The 21,292-nt window shown below is 69.2% G+C and carries 19 protein-coding genes, 1 pseudogene and 1 riboswitch; of the genes and pseudogenes, 11 read left to right on the top strand and 9 right to left on the bottom strand.

All coding sequences use genetic code 11. The features are described 5' to 3' along the window. Positions 1 to 15 precede the first annotated feature (15 nt). The 3 genes from glpK to ACIRP2_RS22025 form a co-directional block, all read right to left on the bottom strand. Positions 16 to 1,533, bottom strand: a complete 1,518-nt coding sequence (gene glpK / locus ACIRP2_RS22035) for a glycerol kinase GlpK (RefSeq protein WP_404252707.1) — start codon at positions 1,531 to 1,533, stop codon at positions 16 to 18. Between the two features lie 45 nt (positions 1,534 to 1,578). Further along, positions 1,579 to 2,424: an MIP/aquaporin family protein gene (locus tag ACIRP2_RS22030; RefSeq protein ID WP_404252705.1), complete on the bottom strand. Its 846-nt coding sequence runs from the start codon at positions 2,422 to 2,424 to the stop codon at positions 1,579 to 1,581. 396 nt (positions 2,425 to 2,820) lie between these two features. Then, positions 2,821 to 3,294 (bottom strand): MarR family winged helix-turn-helix transcriptional regulator, encoded by a 474-nt coding sequence (locus tag ACIRP2_RS22025; protein WP_404252703.1) that lies wholly within the window; start codon positions 3,292 to 3,294, stop codon positions 2,821 to 2,823. A gap of 57 nt (positions 3,295 to 3,351) precedes the next feature. Here ACIRP2_RS22025 and ACIRP2_RS22020 point away from each other — a divergent pair, with 57 nt between their 5' ends. Beyond that, positions 3,352 to 4,191: an alpha/beta fold hydrolase gene (locus ACIRP2_RS22020; RefSeq protein WP_404252701.1), complete on the top strand. Its 840-nt coding sequence runs from the start codon at positions 3,352 to 3,354 to the stop codon at positions 4,189 to 4,191. A 117-nt stretch (positions 4,192 to 4,308) separates the two neighbouring features. On the opposite strand, the pseudogene ACIRP2_RS22015 reads toward ACIRP2_RS22020, so the two are convergent. Next, positions 4,309 to 4,416 (bottom strand): annotated as a pseudogene (locus ACIRP2_RS22015) (transcriptional regulator); the annotation flags it as partial. Positions 4,417 to 4,642: 226 nt separating this feature from the next. Between ACIRP2_RS22015 and ACIRP2_RS22010 the strand changes: the two are divergent. Together ACIRP2_RS22010 and ACIRP2_RS22005 are read left to right on the top strand one after the other, a co-directional pair. Beyond that, positions 4,643 to 5,062: a hypothetical protein gene (locus tag ACIRP2_RS22010; RefSeq protein ID WP_404252700.1), complete on the top strand. Its 420-nt coding sequence runs from the start codon at positions 4,643 to 4,645 to the stop codon at positions 5,060 to 5,062. 101 nt (positions 5,063 to 5,163) lie between these two features. After that, the gene (locus ACIRP2_RS22005) at positions 5,164 to 5,832 is read left to right on the top strand and encodes a DUF305 domain-containing protein (RefSeq protein ID WP_404252698.1); all 669 of its coding nucleotides are present in this window, start codon (positions 5,164 to 5,166) and stop codon (positions 5,830 to 5,832) included. 77 nt (positions 5,833 to 5,909) lie between these two features. Here ACIRP2_RS22005 and ACIRP2_RS22000 read toward each other — a convergent pair whose 3' ends face one another. Further along, positions 5,910 to 7,571 (bottom strand): ABC-F family ATP-binding cassette domain-containing protein, encoded by a 1,662-nt coding sequence (locus ACIRP2_RS22000; RefSeq protein ID WP_404252696.1) that lies wholly within the window; start codon positions 7,569 to 7,571, stop codon positions 5,910 to 5,912. Between the two features lie 703 nt (positions 7,572 to 8,274). Further along, positions 8,275 to 8,433, top strand: a riboswitch (cyclic di-AMP (ydaO/yuaA leader). Between the two features lie 4 nt (positions 8,434 to 8,437). Here ACIRP2_RS22000 and ACIRP2_RS21995 point away from each other — a divergent pair. After that, on the top strand, positions 8,438 to 9,202 hold the full coding sequence (locus ACIRP2_RS21995; RefSeq protein WP_404252694.1) for a transglycosylase SLT domain-containing protein: 765 nt from the start codon (positions 8,438 to 8,440) through the stop codon (positions 9,200 to 9,202). 135 nt (positions 9,203 to 9,337) lie between these two features. Here the strand turns inward: ACIRP2_RS21995 and ACIRP2_RS21990 are convergent, their stop codons facing one another. Then, positions 9,338 to 9,988 (bottom strand): DUF2461 family protein, encoded by a 651-nt coding sequence (locus ACIRP2_RS21990; protein WP_404252692.1) that lies wholly within the window; start codon positions 9,986 to 9,988, stop codon positions 9,338 to 9,340. Positions 9,989 to 10,086: 98 nt separating this feature from the next. Next, on the bottom strand, positions 10,087 to 10,404 hold the full coding sequence (locus ACIRP2_RS21985) for a hypothetical protein (protein ID WP_404252690.1): 318 nt from the start codon (positions 10,402 to 10,404) through the stop codon (positions 10,087 to 10,089). Positions 10,405 to 10,741: 337 nt separating this feature from the next. Between ACIRP2_RS21985 and ACIRP2_RS21980 the strand changes: the two genes are divergently transcribed. Next, positions 10,742 to 12,139 (top strand): APC family permease, encoded by a 1,398-nt coding sequence (locus tag ACIRP2_RS21980; RefSeq protein ID WP_404252688.1) that lies wholly within the window; start codon positions 10,742 to 10,744, stop codon positions 12,137 to 12,139. 162 nt (positions 12,140 to 12,301) lie between these two features. On the opposite strand, the gene ACIRP2_RS21975 is transcribed toward ACIRP2_RS21980, so the two are convergent. Beyond that, positions 12,302 to 13,192: an alkaline phosphatase family protein gene (locus tag ACIRP2_RS21975; RefSeq protein WP_404252686.1), complete on the bottom strand. Its 891-nt coding sequence runs from the start codon at positions 13,190 to 13,192 to the stop codon at positions 12,302 to 12,304. 267 nt (positions 13,193 to 13,459) lie between these two features. Between ACIRP2_RS21975 and ACIRP2_RS21970 the strand changes: the two genes are divergently transcribed. The 3 genes from ACIRP2_RS21970 to ACIRP2_RS21960 all read left to right on the top strand — a co-directional run bounded on the left by ACIRP2_RS21970 (position 13,460) and on the right by ACIRP2_RS21960 (position 16,320). Next, on the top strand, positions 13,460 to 14,539 hold the full coding sequence (locus ACIRP2_RS21970) for an NAD(+)/NADH kinase (protein WP_404252684.1): 1,080 nt from the start codon (positions 13,460 to 13,462) through the stop codon (positions 14,537 to 14,539). Positions 14,540 to 14,612: 73 nt separating this feature from the next. After that, positions 14,613 to 15,266 carry an HD domain-containing protein gene (locus ACIRP2_RS21965; RefSeq protein ID WP_404252682.1) on the top strand — a complete coding sequence of 218 codons (654 nt, stop codon included), beginning with the start codon at positions 14,613 to 14,615 and terminating at the stop codon, positions 15,264 to 15,266. A 181-nt stretch (positions 15,267 to 15,447) separates the two neighbouring features. Further along, entirely contained in the window at positions 15,448 to 16,320 is an 873-nt protein-coding gene (locus ACIRP2_RS21960) for a DMT family transporter (RefSeq protein ID WP_404252680.1), read from the top strand. A gap of 265 nt (positions 16,321 to 16,585) precedes the next feature. Here ACIRP2_RS21960 and ACIRP2_RS21955 read toward each other — a convergent pair whose 3' ends face one another. Next, positions 16,586 to 17,176: a lytic polysaccharide monooxygenase gene (locus ACIRP2_RS21955; protein WP_404252678.1), complete on the bottom strand. Its 591-nt coding sequence runs from the start codon at positions 17,174 to 17,176 to the stop codon at positions 16,586 to 16,588. Positions 17,177 to 17,601: 425 nt separating this feature from the next. Between ACIRP2_RS21955 and bla the strand changes: the two genes are divergently transcribed. The 3 genes from bla to ACIRP2_RS21940 all read left to right on the top strand — a co-directional run bounded on the left by bla (position 17,602) and on the right by ACIRP2_RS21940 (position 21,244). Further along, positions 17,602 to 18,513, top strand: coding sequence for a class A beta-lactamase (gene bla / locus ACIRP2_RS21950; RefSeq protein ID WP_404252919.1), 912 nt, complete (start codon positions 17,602 to 17,604; stop codon positions 18,511 to 18,513). 124 nt (positions 18,514 to 18,637) lie between these two features. After that, positions 18,638 to 19,483, top strand: a complete 846-nt coding sequence (locus tag ACIRP2_RS21945) for a Gfo/Idh/MocA family protein (RefSeq protein ID WP_404252676.1) — start codon at positions 18,638 to 18,640, stop codon at positions 19,481 to 19,483. An 819-nt stretch (positions 19,484 to 20,302) separates the two neighbouring features. Continuing rightward, on the top strand, positions 20,303 to 21,244 hold the full coding sequence (locus tag ACIRP2_RS21940; RefSeq protein ID WP_404252674.1) for a sterol desaturase family protein: 942 nt from the start codon (positions 20,303 to 20,305) through the stop codon (positions 21,242 to 21,244). Positions 21,245 to 21,292: the final 48 nt, after the last annotated feature.

Genomic DNA, 21,292 nt, shown 5'->3' with positions numbered 1-21,292 from the left:
GTCGAGCCCCCGACGTCAGTCCACGGTGACCCAGTCGAGGGTGCGTTCGACCGCCTTCTTCCAGCCCGCGTACCCTTCGGCGCGCCGCCCGTCGTCCCACTGCGGCTCCCAGCGCTTCGACTCCTGCCAGTGCTCCCGCAACTCTCCCTCGTCGCGCCAGAAACCGGTGGCGAGACCCGCCGCGTACGCGGCTCCCAGCGCGGTCGTCTCGGCGACGACCGGGCGGCTGACCGGCACCCCGAGTACGTCCGCCTGGATCTGCATGCACAGGTCGTTGGCCGTGACCCCGCCGTCGACCTTGAGCACGTCGAGATGGACACCGGAGTCCTGCTCCATCGCCTCCACCACGTCGCGGCTCTGGTAGCAGATGGCCTCCAGAGTGGCCCGTGCCAGATGGGCGTTGGTGTTGTAGCGGGCGAGGCCGACGATGGCACCGCGGGCGTCCGAGCGCCAGTACGGGGCGAAGAGGCCCGAGAACGCGGGCACGAAGTACATCCCGCCGTTGTCCTCGACCGTCCGGGCGAGCCACTCGCTCTCCGCGGCCACGGTGATGATCTTCATCTGGTCGCGCAGCCACTGCACGGCGGACCCCGTGACGGCGATGGAGCCCTCCAGGGCGTAGACGGCCGGGTTCTGCCCGAACCGGTAGGCGACGGTGGTGAGCAGCCCGTGCTGCGACCCGATCGGCTCCGTGCCGGTGTTGAGCACGAGGAAATTGCCGGTGCCGTACGTGTTCTTCGCCTCGCCCGGCTCGAAGCACACCTGACCCACGGTGGCCGCCTGCTGGTCGCCGAGCACTCCGGTGATCGGGATCGCCGCCCGCAAGGGCCGGGAGGTACGCGTGCGGCCGTACGCCTCGGCGTCGGAGGACGGGTTGATCACCGGCAGCATCGCTCTGGGGATGTCGAAGATGCCCAGCAGTTCGTCGTCCCAGTCGAGTGTCTCCAGATCCATCAGCATCGTACGGGCGGCATTGGTCACGTCGGTCGCGTGGATGCCACCGTCGGGACCGCCGGTGAGATTCCACAGCACCCAGCAGTCCGTGTTCCCGAACACCGCGCGGCCCCGCTCCGCGGCCTCGCGCACCCCGTCGACGTGATCGAGGATCCACTTGATCTTCCCGCCGGAGAAGTACGTGGCCGGAGGCAGTCCCGACTTGCGCCGGATGACCTCACCATGCCCCTCGTTCTCCAGGGCCTTGGCGATCGAGTCGGTCCGGGTGTCCTGCCAGACGATGGCGTTGCAGTACGGACGACCGGTGCGGGGGTCCCATACGACGGTGGTCTCGCGCTGGTTGGTGATCCCGATGGCGTCGAGATCGGTGGCACCGAGACCTCCGGTGCGCAGGGCGTTCTGCATCACCGAGTTGGTGCGCTCCCAGATCTCCACCGGGTCGTGTTCCACCCAGCCGGGGCGGGGCAGGATCTGCTCGTGCTCCAACTGGTGCTTGGCCACTTCGTTTCCGCCGTGATCGAAGATCATGAAGCGGCTGCTGGTGGTGCCTTGATCCACCGCGCCGATGAAGTCGGCCATGGCATGCTGCCTCTCCTGAGTCGCGCCCGATGAAGGAACCGGGCGTCACCTCTCCGGCGGCGTGGGGATTCTGCCCTCCGGCTCCGGTTCCGCGATCGGCAGGAAGCGGCCGATGAGCGTCCTGTAGAAGAAGGCGCCGATCAAACCGCCCACGAGCGGTCCCACGATCGGCACCCAGAAGTAGAGGTTCCCGTACTGGTCCCGCCACGCCCCTCCGTAGCCGGTGAGGAAGCTCGCGAGCCGGGGCCCGAGGTCGCGCGCCGGGTTGATCGCGTATCCGGCATTGGTGCCCCATGCCATGCCGATGGCCACCACGATGAGACCCACGATGAACGGGCTGATGTTGGCGCCCGGCGGTGTGTTGAGCAGATCCGTGACCGCGAAGATCAGCAGCACGAGAATGGCGGTGCCGATGACCTGGTCCCGCAGTGCTCCCCATTCATGGACCGGTAGCGCGGTGTTCCCGTTGGCGGGCAGCGTCGAGAAGACGAATTGCGTCTTGATCGTGTGTCCCGGGTCCGCCTTGGCCAGAGCCTCGGTGTAATTCCAGCGCACCAGCAGCGCCCCGATGAAGGCCCCCACGAGTTGGGCGAGCGTGTAGGGGGCCACTTTCTTCCAGGGGAAGTCCTTGAAAGCGGCGAGCGAAAGTGTGACAGCGGGGTTGAGATGCGCTCCGCTCAGTCTGGCCGCCACATAGACACCCAGAGTCACCCCGAGGCCCCATGCCCAGGCGATGCTGTCATGATTCCCGAGGCCTCCGGGCGGGTTGGTGAGCGCGCCGCCCGCGACGACCTGGGCCACGACACCGCAGCCGAAGAGGATCAGCACCATCGTGCCGAGGAACTCCGCCGAGAGTTCCCCAGCGAGTCCCGATGCCTTGAGCCGCTCCATGGGATCTCGCTTCCTGTCGCGCCACGACTGTTGGCGGCATTGATCCACGTATGAGCGTAGACGCGGCGAATTGGTTCCGCATTCGGTGACGGAAGCCCGTCGACGGACCGGCGCCTGACGCGCGTTCGCCTGTGCCGCCGACCGGGGCGCCGGACCGTCCTCCTCACGGTTCGCCCCCGGGAGCGGGCGTAGGGCTGTGATCGTGCCCGTGCGGCTGTCGGCGGATGGGAACCGGACATCGGCCGGCGGTCGGACGGATTCTCCGGTACGACAACGGCGGGTCGACTGTCCGCACCGAATCCCCTGCCCCGTGCTTCCTATGCGTCGCCGACGTCGGATTCCCGCCACGGCCACCCGCATCGTGAGCCGGTCGCTCACCGGCGACCGGGCGGCGACTCAGTCCACGTCGACGTTGTCGAAGAGATCGAGCATCCTGCTGAGCACCCGAACGCAGGCTGTCACGTCGGCGTCGGTCAGGTTCCCGTCCACCCGGCGCAGCAGGTCCTGTTCGCGGGCGAGGGCGGCGTCGATCGCCGCCCTGCCGCCGTCGGTGAGCCGGATCAGTGACGAACGCTGGTGGGCGGGGTTCGGGACGATCTCGACCAGTTGTCCCGCCGCGGCGTCGTTGACCATGCGCTGCACGAACTGCCGGCTCAGCGCCTGTGCGCGCCCCATCTGCGGGACCGTCATGGGCCCGTGCTCCCGCAACAGATCCAGGACGGCGCGCACGCCGACGGAGAGGCCTTCGATCGGCGCGGCCTCTTCCACCTTGCGCTGTACCCGTCTGTACAGCGGGCCGACGAGAGCGAACACCTCCGTGAGGCGCCGGGCGAGATCGTCGGGGGCCAGGGGCGAGTCGCTGTCGGTCACCCGCCCATCATGACACCTCGGTTGCCAATATATGAAAGGGGTGACACCTTGGTTGTCATGATTGCTACCTCAGACCTTCTCTCCTTCGAGATCGAGGACGGCCTTCTCCGCTATCGGGACACCGGGGCGGGCCCGTTGCTGGTGCTGCTGCACGCCGGCTTCCTCGACCACGGCATGTGGGACGACCAGGTGCCGGTTCTCGCGCGCCGCCACCGGGTGGTCGTGCCGGACGCCCGTGGACACGGCGCATCGTCCAACGCCGCCGGCCCGTTCCGTCACACGGACGACCTGGCCGCACTGCTGCGCCACCTCGACGCCGGTCCCGCGATCCTCGTCGGGGTGTCGATGGGTGCGGCGACCGCGGTCGACACCGCGCTCGAACACCCCGATCTGGTGCGTGCGTTGGTCGTCGGGGGTGCCGGATCGAGCGAGCCGGAGTTCAAGGACCCCTGGGCCGTGGAGATCCTGGCCGACCAGGCCCGCGCCCTGGCCGCCGGTGACATCGGACGCTGGATCGACGACTCCATGCTCTTCGCCGCCGGCCCGCACCGCACGCTCGGCGATGTCGACCCCACCGTCGTGCGCCGACTGCGCGAGATGACCGCGCGGACGATCGCCAAACACACCGGCGACGAACGCGACTGGCGCGTGCCCGTGCCGGACACCTGGGCGCGGGCGGCGAGCATCACGGTTCCGGTACTGGCCATCAGCGGCGGCATCGATTCGGACGACCACATCGGTATGGCCCAGCGCCTCGTGCGGACGGTCGCCGACGGGCGTGCCGCAACCGTCGAGGACGCCGCGCACTTCCCCAACATGGAGCGACCGGGGGTCTTCGACGAGATCCTCGGGGGATTCCTTGAGTCCGTCATCGCTCGGGGGAACGAAGCCGGGTGACCACGGCGTCCCGGCCCAGGGGCTTCACCGGGCACACGTCACGCGGTCGGGAAGAGCCGCGGGGCGACGTGCCCGGTGGCGGGTGCGGAACCGGCCCGACCTGCGGCGAGTGCGGGTTCAGCGGGCGGCGGTCACCTTGCCCGCGGCTTCCTGGGCCGGGGCGTCGTGCAGGCCGATGCGCAGATGCTCGACGTGGAAGAGGGCCTGGTCGAGGAGTTTCGCGACCGTCATCGTCGGCCTCAACGGACTGCGCCTGCTGCGCGACGCCGCATGGAGCCGCGACCGAAGCGTCGAGTGAGCCGTCCCGCACCTGTGCGCGGCCGAGGGCCCGCCGTGCGCCGTAGGCCGACCAGGCTGCGGGAGGAGGGGGTACGACAGGACGGGGAAACCCTCTGGCGGTATCGTCGGGCTCGGATCTCAGAACCCGTACGACCGAGCATGCGAGGCAGTCGTGGACCGCAGACGTGCGTGCACACCGGGAGCGTCCCGGCTGCTCGTGCTGTGTGCCGTCCTGTGCGGTCTGTTCCTCATGCACGGGGCCCCGGCGAGCGCCGCCGAGGGCTGTCACGGCGCCCCGGTGGCGGCCTCGGACATGCACATGTCGATGACGACGGGCGCAGCCCGCACGGCCGTGCCGGACGAGCACGGTCCGGCGCACGCCGGCGCCGTCACGCCGGGGACGAGCGGTGAGTCGTGCGTATTCACCCATGCACGCGACCGGCTGCTGCCGCTGCTCATGGCGCTGGGCCTGGTGGCCCTGGCTCTGTCGATGCCCGGGGGACGGCGCACGGCGGTGCGTGGACCGGCACGGCGGGGGCCGCCGCTCGCCGGCAGGGATCTACTGCTCCAGGTCTGCGTCGCGCGGACGTGACAGGTGTTCGCCGTTCCCGGCCGTGCGGCCGGGCGGCCGGATACGCCCTGTCCCTTTCGCGCGCCACCGCTGTGGCGCAATCCACCTGGAAAGAACGCATGATGTCCGTTTCTTCGTCCTCCGCCACCCGTCGCCGCACGTTCGCGGCCGTCGGCACCGTCGCCGCGCTCGCTCTGGCGCTGACGGCCTGTGGCTCCTCCGAAAGCTCCACGTCCGACAGCTCGTCCATGCCGGGCATGGACCACGGCTCCGCCACTGCCTCCGCGTCGGTCGCCCCCGGCGGTACGTTCAACGCCGCGGACGTGGAGTTCGCGCAGCAGATGATCCCGCACCACCAGCAGGCCATAGAGATGGCGAAGCTTGCCGACGGCCGCGCCGCCGACCCCGAGATCAAGGCCCTGGCCGCAGCGATCGAGAAGGCCCAGGACCCCGAGATCGACACCATGAAGGGCTGGCTGAAGTCCTGGGGCAAGCCGCTGCCCGCGGCCTCGATGGGTGACATGCCCGGCATGGACCATGGCTCGAACGGCTCCGGAATGCCCGGGATGATGTCCGACCAGGACATGAGGGGCCTTGAGGCGGCCAAGGGCAAGGACTTCGACAAGAAGTTCGCCCAGCTCATGATCGGCCATCACGAGGGCGCGGTCACCATGGCCGAGGCCGAGCGGAAGAAGGGCGCCGACGCCGACGCGAAGAAGCTCGCCGATGCCGTCATCACCGCCCAGACGGCCGAGATCGAGAAGATGAACAAGATCATCGCCAGGCTCTGACCCCCGCGGGGTGCGGGCCTCGGCCTCACGCGGCCCGCACCCCCTTCCGTACGTGTTCCTCGGAGCCACGTGACCGCTCAGCCCGCCTCCGACGCCGCGAGCAGGTCGCCCACCTCCTCCGCGGTGGTGTCCTGCAGCTCCTCCCCGAGGACCAGCCAGCGGGTGATGCCGACCGACTCGAGGAACGGCAGGTCGTGGCTCGCGATCAGCAACGCACCTTCGTAGGACGCGAGTGCGCTGGTCAGTTGCCGCACGCTGGCGATGTCGAGGTTGTTGGTCGGCTCGTCCAGCATCAGCAACTGGGGGGCCGGTGCGGCGAGCATCGCCGCGGCGAGCGCGGCACGGAAACGCTCTCCGCCGGAGAGGGTGCCCGCCGGCTGTTCCGCGCGCTTGCCCTGGAACAGGAAGCGTGCCAGTTGCGAGCGGATGTGGTTGTCGGTGACTCCGGGAGCCATCCGGCCCACGTTCGCCACGACGCTGAGCCCGTCGTCCAGCACGTCCAGCCGCTGCGGAAGGAATCGCAGCGGTACGTACGTCCTGGCCTCGCCGGACAGCGGAGCCAGCTCGCCGGTGAGGGTGCGCATCAGTGTCGTCTTGCCGGCACCGTTGCGCCCGACGAGTGCGATTCGCTCGGGCCCGTGCACATGGAGGTCGCCCTGGCGCAGCCTGCCGAACCGGGGGCGCAGCTCGTGCAGGCTCAGCACGGTGCGGCCGGTGGGAACAGCGGTGCGGGGGAGGCTCACACGGATCTCGGCATCGTCACGGATCGCGTCCGCCGCTTCCTCATGGCGGTCGCGTGCCTCGCTGAGCCGATCCGCCTGGAGGCCGCGGAGCTTTCCCGCGGACTCCTGCGCGGACCGCTTCCGGCGGCCGGCGATGATCTTCGGGAGCCCGCCGTCGGCCGCCGTCCTGCTGCCCTGGCGCCGACGTCGGGCCAGCTTCACCTGGGTCTCCTCCAGTTCGCGCTTCTGGCGGCGTACATCCGCCTCCGCGGCGCGCAACATCCTTCCGGCGGCCTCCTGTTCGATGCTCAGGACTTCCTGGTAGGCCGACCAGCCGCCGCCGTACCAGTTCACGGCGCCGGACCGGAGTTCGGCGATGCGGTCGACGCGCTCCAGTAGTTCGAGGTCGTGACTGACGACGACCAGCACGCCGGAGCGCCAGTTGTCGACGGCCTCGTGGAGTCTGCGCCGGGCGAGCACATCGAGGTTGTTGGTCGGTTCGTCCAGCAGAAGGATGTCGGGACGTTCCAGCAGCAGTGCGGCCAGGCGCAGGAGAACGGTCTCGCCCCCGGACAACTGGGCCACGGTGCGGTCCAGTTCGATGCTGCCGAGTCCCAGGGAGCCCAGGGCCGCCACGGCCCGTTCCTCGACGTCCCAGTCGTCTCCGATCGTGTCGAAGTGCCTCTCGTCCACATCCCCGGCCTCGATGGCGCGCAGCGCGGCGCGCCGCTCGGCGATGCCGAGGGCCGCGTCCACACGCAGCGTCGTGTCGAGGGTGATGTTCTGCGGCAGGTAGGCGAGGCTCCCGCCGACCGTCACCGAGCCCCGGGTGGGACGCAGCCGGCCGGCCAGCAGTCGCAGCAGGGTGGACTTGCCCGCGCCATTGGTACCGACGAGCCCGGTACGGCCGCGGCCGATGCTGAGCGAGAGGCCGTCGAGGACGGTCGTGCCGTCCGGCCACTGGAAGGACAGCGCCGAGCAGGTGAGCGAAGCGCTGGGGGCAGTGGGTGTCGCCATGGTGATCCTCGCAGTCGCAAGCGTGGTGAAGGGGGCTTCGTATGCGAGCACCACGCAGCGACCGTGCCGAGAAGGAGGGTGCGGCGGTCCGGAAGGTCGAAGGACGGCTGAGGCACCGAGGTCGCATCCACGCGGGGTCACGGGCAGGGGAAAGCACTGCTACTGCGTGACAGGCGTACGGCGGGAGCCGTACGGCGCGATGTTCGCGAACCTCAGATGCGCAACGTCCACCTCTATCGGAGACAACAGGGCCGCTCGGAACGATAACGAGCCGCAGGACGAAAGGCAAAGCCCCGAGGTGACGGAGCCGTGTCGGACGTGGTCGGGCCGATGCGTGGGTGCGCCGGAGCGAAGAGCCTTCGAGCGAGCGACCCAATGTCACTGTATGACCGATTTGTCAAAAATTAATAACTTCGTCAATAAAGGGGCTTTCTCTACCTACTGCACCATTTGAACACCAAGGGAAATATCCCTTTTGCGGCTTCGTGGTGTGAGTCACGTTCGAGGGGTTCGAAGGTCTCGGCGACCGGCGCGCTTCCCTTCTGTGCAAGGAAATCCGGCTGCGTGGTGTGAGCTGGATTACGGCGAATTCCATTAATCGATCTTGGAATGAAATGTGATCCAGAAATAGGGGCTTGTTCCTTTTGGTGTTTCTCGCCTACGGTCACCGTCAATCCGGACGGAACGCCAAATCCTGCCGCCGTCCGAGAATCCGACCCACTCACGTACGGCAGGAGCGGGGGACCCAGGTAAGCCGCCGGTCCGGTATCCGGAACGGCTCGGGGTGAAGTCGCATTCGCGTGCGGCCGGACATCTCCAGTCCGAACCCGACAGCTCACCTCGCAGGCGACGGAGAGGAATTCAGCATGTCCACAACGGGTAAGCACGGTCGCCGCAAGTCCACTTCGCTGACCCGCGGCTTCATTGTCGCGGCCACCGGCGGAGTCGCCCTCGTACTTCCGCTGGTGGGTGCCGGCTTCGCCTCCGCCGCGCCGGCGCAGGCCGCCACCGCAGCCAAGGCCGTGGCGTCGAAGAGCGCCACCGCCGAGGGAGTTTCCGTACAGAAGGCCGCGCCCGCGACGTATTCCGTGGTCGCCGGCGACACCCTTTCCAAGATCGCAAGAGCGCATTCCCTCAGCGGTGGCTGGCAGAAGCTGTACGCGGACAATCGAAATGTCATCGGTGACAATCCCGGTCTGATTGCCCCGGGTATGACGCTGACTATCGGGGCAGCCGCCCCTGCCGCGACCACCGCGAAGACCGCCGCCGCATCGGCTGCGACCACGTCCGCGGCGAAGCCCGCGACGTACGCGAACAATCTGGACGGCTGGATCAGGGAAGCGCTGGCCGTCATGGCCAAGCACGGAATCCCCGGCAGCTACGACAGCATCCACCGCAACATCATGCGCGAGTCCTCCGGTAACCCGCGGGCCATCAACAACTGGGACTCGAACGCTGCCGCGGGAACGCCCTCCAAGGGCCTTCTGCAGATCATCGACCCGACGTTCCGCGCCTACCACGTGCCCGGCACGTCCATGGACAGCTACGACCCGGTCGCCAACATCACCGCAGCGTGCAACTACGCCGCCGACAAGTACGGTTCGATCGACAACGTCTTCGGCGCGTACTGACGTACAGGGGCACCGAAAGGCGGTTCAGGACCGACGGGTGGCGAGAGGCCGGAGACTTTTCCGGCAACGGACCACCCACCGGTCAGGGGCCGCCTTTCGGCTGTTCGTCGACAAGAGTCGCACGCGGCGTCGATGTCAGGTGGCAGGCCGACGGGAGCCCGGAACGGTCACATGGCGGGCGAGCCAGGACAGCAGGGGTGCCAGTTCCTCCGCCGCCACGAGCACGGAGTCGACCAGCGCCGCCGTGTGCTGTGCGCAGTCCCCGCCGAGGGGGCGGGCGGCGGTGACGGAGCGGTGCCGAAGGAAAGCGGCGCGCGGATGACCGGCGTCGTGACCACGCGGCACGCGCCGCATGACGTCACCGGTGATCTCGTACCCTCGCGCCTCCAGGGCCTCGACGGCGCGCACCAGCTCCGGTCCGCTCTCCCGCGCGGCAACTGCTTCACGGAACAACGGGATCTGCCCCGGATCCGGATAACTCCAGCCACCGCTGATCCGGAGTCCGTCGAGATCGAATCGCAGACCGATCCGGACACCTCGCGCGATCCGGATCTCCGCCGCTTGATGCTGCCACCACCACGGATCCTTGCGGAAACCCCAGACGGAGAAGTCCTCGTACGCCCCGTCGGCGTCCGCCACATCGTTCAGCAACGCGATCATGGGTTGCCGCACGAGGCGTTCCCGGTCCTTCCGGAGTTTCTCGCGTGCTTCCTGCGAAGGTGCACCCTCCAACCGCAGAAGCAGCTCGAATGCCTGCTCTGTCCAGCCGCTGAACGCTCCGCTCATGCAGGGGATCCTAAGGCCGTCCGGCCGCCGCCGGACGCGGTGTCCGGCGTTCCCGAGAGGAGCCTCGCGTGGCGCTGTGCGCCCGGCCGACGCGACCGTCACTCCTGGGCGCTCTCCGTGGGCCGTTGCGAGCTCCGGGGCGGCGGTCTGGGAACCGTGGCCGCCTCTCCCTCCCGAACGGACCGCACCACCGCGTCGTGCAGACGCCTGCTGTCGTCCTCCGAGCAGCACGGCACCGGACTGCCCGACATGGTGAACCAGTCGATCGCCCCTGTGTACTGCACCGTCACCTGGGCCGTGTCATCGGCCCAGGTCGTGTGAACGGTCAGATCCCCGGACAGGACGCCGGCCTCGTCCGTCAGCACGCCACCGTGCCCGGAGAACACACCGCGAGTCGTCCATGACGCCCAAGCCATGCATCCAGGCTGGCACCAAGACGGTGGATGCGCGACCCGCGGCACCCCGGCTTCCCGGCCCCCGCCCTTCCGGAATGCGGAACGGGCAAAACTTTCCCCGGGATCCGGCTGCGGTTCCCGTACCCGCCGATCCCCAACAGATTGACGCACTCTTAACGCCAAACAGTCGAATCCTGCCTCCGAAACAACGAATTCCGAAGGTGAACAGCTCTTGACCTGCGGAACTCGTCAGGATTGCATGTCGCGCTGGGAGCGATGAAACCACTCACCACGTCCTCGTCTGGAGGCGATACCGCTCCCGTGCTCAGACACCGCACCTGTTGATCGGAATCGCACGATGACCGAAACGCTCAGCGCTCCCCAGGCGCTCGCGCCGGCGACCGGCCCCACCCCACAGAAGCTCAAGCGTTCCATCGGCGTCGTGGGCGGGACTCTGCTCACGCTGTCCTGCGTGACGCCCGCCTCGACCCTCTTCGTGGTCGTTCCGGACCTGTTCTCCAGCCTCGGCACGTACACCGCCCTCACCATCGCCATCGGCTCACTGCTCTGTATCGCGGTCGCCTTCTGCTACTCGGAGCTCGGCACCCTCATTCCGAGCGCGGGCGGCGAGTACGCCATGGTGTCGACCATGGCCGGGCGGCTGGCCGGGTGGCTCGTCTTCGTGCTCTCCCTGCTGGTCGTGATGATCGTGCCCCCGGTCATCGCCATGGGAACGGCCGACTACCTCGCCCCCGTCGTGCACATTCCGGCCCCCGCCGCGGGCGCGGGCGTCATGGTGCTCGCCACCCTCGCCGGTCTCCTGGACCTGCGCGCCAACGCGTGGATCACCGGGATCTTCCTCGTCCTGGAGGTGATCGCGGCAGGCGTCGTCGCCGTCCTCGGGTTCGCGCACTCCGAGCGCGGGGCCTCCGCGCTGGTGCACGGGTCGGTCGCCTCGTCGAGCGGAACGACATCCACGGTCACCGCGATGATGGTGGTCTCCGGGCTCGCGATCGCGCTCTTCATCACCCAGGGCTTCTCCACGGCCGTCTACCTCTCGGAGGAACTGGAGAACCCGCGGCGAAACGTCGCCCGTACCGTGCTCGCCACGCTCGCCATCTCCACGGCGGTCATCCTCGTCCCGGTCATCGCCATCACGCTCGGCGCCCCGGACCTCGCGGCCCTGACCTCCGGGGACCTGAACACCATGGTCGCCGCCTGGTCCAATTCGGCCGTCGGCACGTTCGTCAGCCTCTGCGTCGCTCTCGCGATCATCAACGCGGGCATCGTCATGGTCATCCAGAACTCACGGGTCCTGTTCGCCTCCGCCCGCGACAAGGCCTGGCCCGAGCCGGTCAACGCCGCGCTGTCCCGCCTCGGCCGGTTCGGCTCCCCGTGGGTGGCGACGCTGGTCGTCGGCGTTCCCGGAGCGGCGCTCTGCTTCGTCAACCTCGACACCCTGTACGGCGTCACCGGCGTCTCCGTCACCGGCATGTACCTGCTGGTCGCGGTAGCCGCCCTGCTCTGCCGCCGCGGCGCGCACCGTGAGGCGCCGGCCTGGCGCATGCCGCTGTGGCCCGCGATCCCGGTGCTGCTGATCGCCGTGCTCGCGTACATCCTGACCCAGCAGGAGACCGAGTACCTGCTGTGGACCGGCGGGATCACGGCGGTCGCCACGCTCTACTGGGTGCTGTACCTGCGCCCCCGCGGGGAGACCCGATGGCTGGTCAGCATTCCGGAGGACGTGCAGTCCTGACCCCACCGGACGGCCGGGGACCGTGTCCCCGCCCCGGCCGCCGAGGCGTGGCCCCGGACCGGCCGGGGTCACGGCGGACGTCGTCGGCGAGCGTGCCCGGTGCCAGGACGGTGCCGGGCACGGCGACTTCGGTGCCGCGGGAGGCCGCGGCACACATCGTCGTCAGTTCCAGATGCCGGTGATGTCGGATGCCGAGGCCGCGTGGCCGGCGTGTGTCGTCAGCCCGGCCAGGTCCTCCAGGGTGCGCAGCACGTCGTAGTGGTTGTACGTGGCACCGCTGGAGCTGCCGGGGATGACGTGCTCTCCGTAGAGGATGGTGGGGATGCGGTTGCCCGACAGCCCGTCGTCCTCGTCGAACGTGACGAGCAGAAGGCTGTTGTGGGTCTTGGCCCAGGCGGCATAGGCCCCCAGCTCGCCCTTGAGCCAGGCGTCGCCGGTGGCCACCGAGCAGTCGTGCATGTCGTCGCACAGGTTCGGCACGACGAACGAGATCTTCGGCAGGTTCGTGAAGTCGGCCGGGAACTGCGCCATGGTCTTCGCGGTGCCGGTGGGCACATTGGCGAACCCGAACCAGGGGTTGTGCTGCTGGGCGTAGTCGCCGCTGCTGCAGACGGTCGAACCCTGGCTGGGCAGCGTCTCGTTGTAGCTGGCCCAGGTCTTTCCCACGGCGATCAGCTCGGACGCGAGATCGGGTGCGGACAGGGAACCGACGCCCACGCAACCGTCGTCGGTGCGGCCCTGGTCGGAGCCCGAGAACAGCATGTAGTAGTTCGGCTCGCTGGGGTGGGTGAGCCCGAAGGACCGGGTGAGGTTCGCGCCACCCGCCTTGAGCGTGTTGTTGATGTACGGGGCGTCGGAGCTGCCGATCACCTGGGTGTAGGCGTGGTTCTCCATCACCACGACCACCACATGATCGGGGGCAGGGAGAGCGGCGGCCGGTGCCGTGGAGCCGGTGACGGCGCAGAGGCCGATCCAGGCGGCGGCGAGAGCCACGGCCCCGGCCGCCGCGGTGAGGGAACGTCGACTGCGCCTGGACGCCCGGACTGCGGTCATGGCCTGCTCCGGACAGAAGTGACGACCACGGGGGGTGTGGGGCGCCGCGACCCCGCGGGCCACCGGGCGGACTCGGCCGCGCCCCCGCACGAAGAGCGGACGAACTCTTCCCCACCAGTCTGCCCGCGCGGCGGGCGGATCGCTCCGGGTCCGATCGCCTGACGGGGGACCGGCCGTCGGCCCGGCGACCGAGCAGGCACACCCATGAACGGTCAAGGTGGGACCAGGACGTCGCCACATCGTCGGAACACGGGGAGTCGGAGCGGGATGAGTGTCGAGCGGGTGGGAGTCGTTGTCCACCGAGGCCGCTCCGAGGCCGTCGCCACGGAGCACGTCGTACGCGACTGGTGCGCGGGCGAAGGCATTCCGTGCATGGAGATCGACGTGTGGCGTGACGACGCGCGGCGCCGCGGCGGCCGTGAGGAGGCGGATGTCGCGGGCAACCCCGATCTCATCGTGACGCTCGGCGGCGACGGAACATTTCTGCGTGGTGCCCGGATCGCGGCCAAGAACCGTGCCGCCGTCCTCGGTATCGACCTGGGCCGGGTCGGCTTCCTGACCGAGGTGCCGGCCGCAGACGTCGTCCGGGCGCTCGACGCCGTCCACCATGGGCAGGCCGATGTCGAGGAACGCATGACGCTGACGATGCGGGCCTCCCGCGTACTCGAAGTGCCCAAGGACATCGACGCCCTGATGGGTTACGGACGGCGCCCGATGCTGCCGCCTCCCCAGGTGGACCGGGAGGCCGAGGCCGCGGCGGAGGGCTGGGGCGTGGCGCTGGACGTCACGGCTCTGAACGACGTCGTCGTCGAGAAACTCGCGCGCGACCGGCAGGTGAGTCTCGGCGTCTACATCGGCGGTCGGCTCCTCGCCTCGTACTCGGCCGACGCCGTGATCATGGCCACGCCCACCGGGTCGACCGCCTACAGCTTCGCCGCGGGCGGCCCGGTGGTCTCACCCCGCATGGACGCCGTCCTCTTCACACCCGTCGCCCCCCACATGACCTTCAACCGCACCGTCGTCGTCGCGCCGGACGAGCCGGTCGCGGTGCGGGTTCTGGCCCATTCCGGGCAGGGAGCGGTCACGATCGACGGTCAATTGCGAGGCGTACTGCACGCCGGAGACTGGCTCGGGGTGTACGCGGCACCGCGTCGTCTGCGTGTGATCCGGCTCGGTCCGCACGACTTCTACGGGCGACTGCGCACGCGTCTGCGTCTCACGGACGCCCCGGCGACGGCCGCCGACGGGGAGAGCCCGCCTCTCTTCCGTCACGACGGGCCCGTCCCGCACGACCTGGCTCATCTCCATCTGTCCCTGGCGGACAGGGGGGACGTCGCCGACGGCTGACCTGGCGGTGAAGGGCCACCGGCTGAAGAATCGGACGAGCAGACCCGACATGTCGCACGAAGAAGGAGTTCACATGGCCGGCAGCACCGACCTCGCATCCGTCACCGGAGTGACGGTGCCCGACACCCGACTGGCCGCCGAGGCCACGGAACTGGTGCGTGACGCGACCGACGACCTGATCTACCACCACTCCCGCCGGGTCTACTTCTTCGGCAGCCTGCAGGGTCGCACCAAGGGACTGGGATTCGACCCGGAACTGCTCTACATCGGGGCCATGTTCCACGACCTGGGCCTCAACGAGGAGTTCCGGGACAGCGGACGCCGGTTCGAGGTGGACGGCGCCGACGAGGCACGGAGATTCCTGCAGAGCCGTGGAGTGCCCGAGGACAGCATCCGTCGCGTTTGGACGTCGATCGCGCTCCACACGACACCGGGAATCCCTCAGTACATGGAACCCGAGGTCGCCCTGGTGACCGCGGGGGTGGAGTACGACGTGCTCGGCATCGGGTACAGGGACATCAGCGACGCGGACCGCGACTCGATCGTCGCCCTGCATCCCCGCCCCGACTTCAAACAGCGCATTCTCAGGGCCTTCACCGAAGGCATCGAACCCAAGCCGGACACCACCTTCGGCAATGTGAAGGCCGATGTCCTGCAGCGGTACGTACCCGGATTCGAGCGGGGCGACTTCGTGGACACCATTCTGGATTCCCCCTGGCCGGAGTGAAGCCGCGCCTGGGGGCACGAGCCGGTGGACGGCTGCGGCCGGGCACACCATGATGGTGATCCGAGGCGGGGCACCTCGGGGTGGACGAGAGTCGTGACAGCCATCGGACGGGTGGCCACGGGGGACCGGGCGACCCGAGCTCCGCCGTCCGTCTCTCGATCGTTCGCGGAAAGGCCGTGCTGTGCCGGGTGCTCTCGTCCTGCTGCTCGCCGGGACCTGGCTGCTCTCCGGCGCCCTGGTCGCCGGGACGGATCCGCTGATCGTCGCCGTGGGCCGCACCGCGGTGTGCTGCGCGGTGCTCACCGCCGTCGCCGTCTCCAGCGCGGCCGGCCGGGCCGATCTGCGCCGGGCCGTCGCCCGCCCCGCCACCGTGTGGCTGCTGGGCCTGCTCGGCTTCGCCGGCTACGCGGCCGGTACCCTCCTCGCGATCCCGCGCATCGGAACGTCGCTGACCAACCTTGTCGTCGCACTGATGCCTTGCGTCTCGGTGGCGGTGGGCGCGGTGTTCTTCGGGGAGCGGTCCGGGCCGCGCAAGGCGGCGGGGGCGATCCTCGCCTGCGCGGCGGCCGCCGGCTATGCGGCGCTCGGCGCGGACGCGGGAGATCTGGACGGGGCGGGACTGCTGATGGTGCTGGCCGCGACCACGGCCTTCGCGGTGTACGGGTTCCTGTACCGGGAACGGCTGGCGGGGCTGCCGCCCCTCGCCGTGCTGCCCGTGCTGCTCGCCGCCGCGACCTGTCTGCTGCTCCCGATGGCACTGCCCGCGTTGGTCGCCCACCCGCCGACACCCGCCGCGACCGGCGGTGTGGTCGTGCTGGGCGCGGCTCTCTACGCGCCGGCCTACCTCGTACAACACCGGCTCATCCTGCTGCGCGGACCGGTCTTCACGGCCGCTGTGCAGCTGGCCGTCCCGTTCACGGTGCGCCTCGGCGACTGGGCGCTGAACACCGCGCCCGCGCCGTCGGCCACCGAGCTGCTGCTGCTCGCGGTGTGCTGCGGGGGGATCGCTCTCGTCACCGTCCAGCCACCGGACCGGCTCGCCACGGCCGAGTGACGGGGACATCGGCCTCGTCCCGTCGAGGCACCGGCCGAATCGAGGGACACCGCCGTCGCCCCTGCCAAGTTCCTGACGGTCCTTCAGCGGATCGCACCGGGAGAGGACGCCGTGGTGATCCGACGGTCCGGCCGTCGGCCGACCGGGACCGCGCCGCGTGCCGCACCGGATCTCGTCATCGGTGCGGTGACCGGGGCGTGCGGTCCTCGTCCGTGAGGACCGCACGCTCACCGAACCGGTGCGGGCACGGATGCGGGGCGCCGGCTCAGAAGGTCACGTCCGAGCAGGCGTAGAAGGCGTTCCCGGTGTCGGCGATCGTCCAGACGCCGAGGATCAGGTGCTTTCCCGACTTCTGGGGCAGGACGCCGGAGTGGCTGACCGTGGAACCCGGCAGGCGGCCGCCGAAGGGGACGGTCAGAAACGGCTGCGGATCCAGATCGGCCCGGGTGAGGGGCTTGGTGGGGTCGTAGCCGTCCTTGGTGATGTAGTAACGGAAGTCGGTCGTGGCGTGCCGTGCCTCGATCTGCCAGCGGAAGGTGTAGCTCTGCCCGCCGGTGACCTTGGTCGCGGGCCAGGTGCCGCCGCGCGGGTCGTCGAGCTCGGAGAACCGACCGATACCGCCGGAGCAGATCGTGCCGTCGACAGGGCCTCGGGCGGGGAAGCCCTTCGGGCCCTCCACGCTCGGCGGTTCCCACTGGATCTGGCCGCAGTTGCGCACGGTCCCATTGCCGCAGAGCTGCTGACGGCTGATGGGGGCGTCGGTGTAGCCGTGGCTCTGGGCGCTGCCGCCGGTGACGAGGACGGAGGCTCCGGCGATGCCGAGCCCGAGCAGTAACGAGGTGATCCTTCTGCGCATGCTTCGCTCCTGAGGGAGGTGTGGGGGCGCGCGAGACGAGTGGGGCGGGTGCACTCCACCCCGTTAGGTCTAGACCAAGTTCGAGAGTATCCAGGGCACTTGGTCATGTCCATCGTGCATTTCGGCCGAGCCGGAACACGCCGCTCGAACGACGGGACCCGGCCCCCGGGCCGTCGATCGCATGGAAGCCGCGTCGTGGCAAAAGCGCGCCGAGGGCCGCACGTGCCGGCTGTGCGTTCGGGGAGCGGCCGGGCGTGGGCCGAGGGCACGTCGCCCGCACGGCGTCGGTCGGAGCGACAGCACCGGCGACGCCGCGCCGAGCGAACAGAGCCTGGACCGGGCCTCGCCGTCGACGCTTGCAACCGGTGGGCTCGCGGAGCACGTCATGTGCAGGAAGCGCAGGTGAACGAGGAGGAGGGACGGATATCTTGAGTCCGAACAGGAACGAGTCACGGCGTGCGGTGCTCACCGGAGGCCTGGGGGCGGTGCTGGCCGCCGGTGCCTCGACGTCGGCCGCGTACGCCGTCGGTCCAGACGGTGCGACGAGGCGGAAGCTGCAGGCCCTGGAGCGGGACCATGCCGTTCGGCTGGGGGTGTTCGGGTGGAACACGGTGACGGGGAGGAGCGTCGCGCATCGGGGCGATGAGCGCTTCCCCATGTGTTCGGTGTTCAAGACGCCGGCCGTCGGGGCCGTCCTGAGGGACCTGGACCACGACGGCACGTTCCTGTCGAAGGTCATTCACTACACGGAACAGGACATCGAGAGGGCGAAGGGCGCACCGGTGACGGGCAAGCCGGAGAATCTCGCGCACGGGATGACGGTGGACGCCCTGTGCGGGGCCGCCATCTCGTTCAGCGACAACACCGCGGCGAACCTCCTCCTGGAGGAACTCGGCGGACCGAGGTCCGTCACTCGCTTCTGCCGGTCCCTCGGAGACACGGTGACCCGGCTGGACCGCTGGGAGCCGGAACTGAACTCGGCGGAGCCGGGCCGTGCGACCGACACCACCAGTCCACGCGCGATCGGCGAGACCTATGCGCGGCTCGTCCTCGGGCGTGCCCTGGAAGCTGGGGACCGGAAACGATTGACCGGGTGGCTGCTGGCCAACACGACGGGTGGCAAACGCCTGCGCGCGGGCCTTCCCGACGACTGGACCGTCGGGGACAAGACTGGCACCGGCAGCTACGGGACCGCGAACGACGTGGGCATCGCCTGGCAACCGGGCCGGGGGCCGATCGTGCTGGCAGTCCTGTCCACCAAGCGCGACGCCGACGCCGAGGCGGACGATCTCGTGGTCTCCGAGACGGCCGCAGTCCTGGCAAAGGCCCTCGCCTGAAGCCGCGGCGGTCGACCCGAGGGCCGGCCGAGCGGGGGCGCGGGCGTACGCATCCGGGGGCTGCCTCCCGACGAGCGGCGGAACGCGCTGACCGGGCATGTCACCGTGAAGGTAACCTCTCCCGATGCGCATCGGGATCGTTGGCACCGAGAACAGCCATGTCGACCACATCATCGGCCATCTCAACGTCCACGGCGCGGGCGGCGACGCCCGCGTCGTGGCCCTCAGCGGCGGGCACGGTCGGCGCAACGACGCGCTGGCGTCCACCGGAGGTATAGCGAAGATCGTCGACGAACCCACCGACCTGCTCGGGCTGGTGGACGCCGTCGTCGTCGCCGACCGGCACGGTGCGCACCACCGGGAGCAGGCGATCCCCTTCCTGGCCGAGGGGCTTCCGGTGTTCGTCGACAAGCCGCTGGCCTGCTCCGTGGACGACGCCCGAGCCATCATCGACACCGCGCTCGCCCACGACGCGCCGCTCACGTCGTTCTCGGCGCTCCGCTGGATTCCCGACGCCGACGTGCTGGCGGCCCGGTCCGCCCGCGGCGGGCCACCGCACACGGTGGTGACGTCGGGGCCCGCCGATCCCGATGGTGAGTACGGCGGGATCTTCTTCTACGGCATCCACCCGGTGGATCTCGCTCTCCGGCTCGCCCCCGGCGAAATCTGTGACGTTCGCACGGGCACCACCGACACCACCGTCACCGCGTCGTTCACCGCCGGCGGCACCCGCGTCGTCGTGAACTTCGTCCAACCGACCGAAACGCACCAGATCCCGTTCCATGGAATGACGTTCACCCAGGACGCCATGGCCCAACAGACTCTCGCCCTCGACGCGAACTACTGCGTACCGGGGCTGGAAGCGTTCCTGGAGATGGCGCGTACGGGCAGGCCGCCGATCGGTTACGCGGATCTGCTGCGTCCCATCGAGGTTCTGGAAGCCGTCGCCGCCGCCCTGCGGAGGCGGTAGGCCCCTCCCGGACGGGCCGACGCCGCCCGAGCGGTACCGGATGCCGGGCGGGTGGTAGGGGTGCGGGGAAGCACGGGCATCGCGCCGCGTGGCCGCCGGGGCCCACCAGCGGGGGCTTCTCACGCGTCGCGCGACGGCGGCAGCGGTCGACACCCTGTCGCTGCTCCGGATCCGGTACTTATGAGCCACGGACGGACCCGGCTGCCTTCCCCGCACCCATCCGCCCGATGCCGGGGCGTGCGGGATGCCGTGCCCGCGGCACCGCCGCGTCGCCAAAACCGGAGCAAGGTCTCGCCGACGTTCCGGCCGGGGCGAGCGGGAACCGGCCCACAGCGGAACGCAGTGGCGATGCGTCGGCCTCTTCCGGGAGCCCTGGGGCCGCGCCGGACGCGCGAAGAACCCCCGCCCGACGGGTCGAATTATAAAGTCTCAATAGACTGTCAATATTATTAGCAACGCGCTTGCCGGCTGGTCGAATTATTCGCATTCCGCCCGGCTGGTCCTCCCTCCTCATGGGAAATCAAACGAGGTGGCGAAACCGGTCGAGGGTGTCCGGAGTGCCGTGACGAGGCTGGAATCCGACGGTTGAGGGCGTCGGGACGGGAAATGGAAAAGAGCGGGGCCGCTCGATGGTCCCGCTCAAGCTCACCAAGTCCGTAACACGGTTCACATCAGTCCCAGGTGCGAATTCCTGCGCGTGTGATCACGGGTGTCCGTCACTCCGGTTCCGTGCGCCCGCAAGAAAACGCCAGTTCCTCTTGTGTGGTCTGCTCCGCTGTCTGCATATTTCTCCGTGCTTCCTTCGTAAAGGTGCTGTGGATGGAAAATGGTGAACAGTCGTCCGGTGGTGATGCGGACCCGGGTTCCGGCCCGGTGTGGAATGAGGGTGCGGCCGTGCTTTCGGTACGCGCCGTCCTTCGTGCGTCGGCGTACCCCTTCCTCCTGGTGGCCACGTTCTCCGTGGCCACGGCCGCTCTCCGGCTGGACTGGGACCCCGGGCGGGTGAGCCCGCTCTTCCTGCTCGGCATCATTTCCTACCTCACGGCGCTCGAACGTCTGATTCCGTATCAGCGTGCCTGGCACCCGAACGCCGACGAATGGCGTTGGTACGGTATTTACTTCCTGCTGACGATGGCGGCCAGTGCCCTGGCGCAGTATTTGGTGGCGGCCGCCGTTTCGGCGGTGGCGCCCGAAGAGTCAGCGCCCCATCTCTGGGAGGAGATTCCGGCAGCTCTGCTGACCGGTTCGCTGGCGAGCTATCTCGTGCACCGGCTGGGGCACTCGAATTCGATATTGTGGCGACTGCACGGCGTGCATCACGTGCCGCAGAAAGTGAATGTCGCCAATAACGGTGTCAATCACGTCCTCGACATCATGCTCGCGCAGGGGGCCGTGCAGTTGGCTCTGGCCTCGATCGGATTCTCCCGGGAGTCCGTATTCGTCGTGGGTCTTTTCGTGGCCGCGCAGGGCTACTTCGTCCACGCCAACATCGACGTGCACATCGGGCGGTTCAACCATGTGCTCGCCAGCCCCGAACAACATCGCCTGCATCACAGCGTCGACCTGTCCGAGGCGGGCCACTACGGATCGGACCTGTCGATCTGGGACCACCTCTTCGGCAGCTACACCTGGCGGCCAGGCCGGGAGCCGATCGCGGTCGGGATCGGTGACCCCGCGTCCTTCCCACCGACCGCCGATATCGCCACCAGCCTTCTCCATCCCTGGCGCCGCGCGAAGAGAGCCGGGCCCGGTTCCGCCTGAGCCGCCTCTCCTTTCCGGGACACCGCACCCCCTCTCGCATCCATGCCG

Origin of the sequence: Streptomyces sp. NPDC101194, from assembly GCF_044767885.1 — a bacterium.
Taxonomy (GTDB): Bacteria; Actinomycetota; Actinomycetes; order Streptomycetales; family Streptomycetaceae; genus Streptomyces.
Note: the sequence above shows the minus strand (reverse complement) of the source record. Positions and strands in the feature narration are given on the sequence as shown.

What these genes read in the sequence shown, in the direction of transcription:
- glpK (WP_404252707.1), bottom strand. Translation starts at nt 1,533, where the DNA reads ATGGCCGACTTCATCGGCGCGGTGGATCAAGGCACCACCAGCAGCCGC.
- ACIRP2_RS22030 (WP_404252705.1), bottom strand. Translation starts at nt 2,424, where the DNA reads ATGGAGCGGCTCAAGGCATCGGGACTCGCTGGGGAACTCTCGGCGGAG.
- ACIRP2_RS22020 (WP_404252701.1), top strand. Translation starts at nt 3,352, where the DNA reads ATGATTGCTACCTCAGACCTTCTCTCCTTCGAGATCGAGGACGGCCTT.
- ACIRP2_RS22005 (WP_404252698.1), top strand. Translation starts at nt 5,164, where the DNA reads ATGTCCGTTTCTTCGTCCTCCGCCACCCGTCGCCGCACGTTCGCGGCC.
- ACIRP2_RS22000 (WP_404252696.1), bottom strand. Translation starts at nt 7,571, where the DNA reads ATGGCGACACCCACTGCCCCCAGCGCTTCGCTCACCTGCTCGGCGCTG.
- ACIRP2_RS21995 (WP_404252694.1), top strand. Translation starts at nt 8,438, where the DNA reads ATGTCCACAACGGGTAAGCACGGTCGCCGCAAGTCCACTTCGCTGACC.
- ACIRP2_RS21990 (WP_404252692.1), bottom strand. Translation starts at nt 9,988, where the DNA reads ATGAGCGGAGCGTTCAGCGGCTGGACAGAGCAGGCATTCGAGCTGCTT.
- ACIRP2_RS21985 (WP_404252690.1), bottom strand. Translation starts at nt 10,404, where the DNA reads ATGGCTTGGGCGTCATGGACGACTCGCGGTGTGTTCTCCGGGCACGGT.
- ACIRP2_RS21980 (WP_404252688.1), top strand. Translation starts at nt 10,742, where the DNA reads ATGACCGAAACGCTCAGCGCTCCCCAGGCGCTCGCGCCGGCGACCGGC.
- ACIRP2_RS21975 (WP_404252686.1), bottom strand. Translation starts at nt 13,192, where the DNA reads ATGACCGCAGTCCGGGCGTCCAGGCGCAGTCGACGTTCCCTCACCGCG.
- ACIRP2_RS21970 (WP_404252684.1), top strand. Translation starts at nt 13,460, where the DNA reads ATGAGTGTCGAGCGGGTGGGAGTCGTTGTCCACCGAGGCCGCTCCGAG.
- ACIRP2_RS21965 (WP_404252682.1), top strand. Translation starts at nt 14,613, where the DNA reads ATGGCCGGCAGCACCGACCTCGCATCCGTCACCGGAGTGACGGTGCCC.
- ACIRP2_RS21955 (WP_404252678.1), bottom strand. Translation starts at nt 17,176, where the DNA reads ATGCGCAGAAGGATCACCTCGTTACTGCTCGGGCTCGGCATCGCCGGA.
- ACIRP2_RS21945 (WP_404252676.1), top strand. Translation starts at nt 18,638, where the DNA reads ATGCGCATCGGGATCGTTGGCACCGAGAACAGCCATGTCGACCACATC.
- ACIRP2_RS21940 (WP_404252674.1), top strand. Translation starts at nt 20,303, where the DNA reads ATGGAAAATGGTGAACAGTCGTCCGGTGGTGATGCGGACCCGGGTTCC.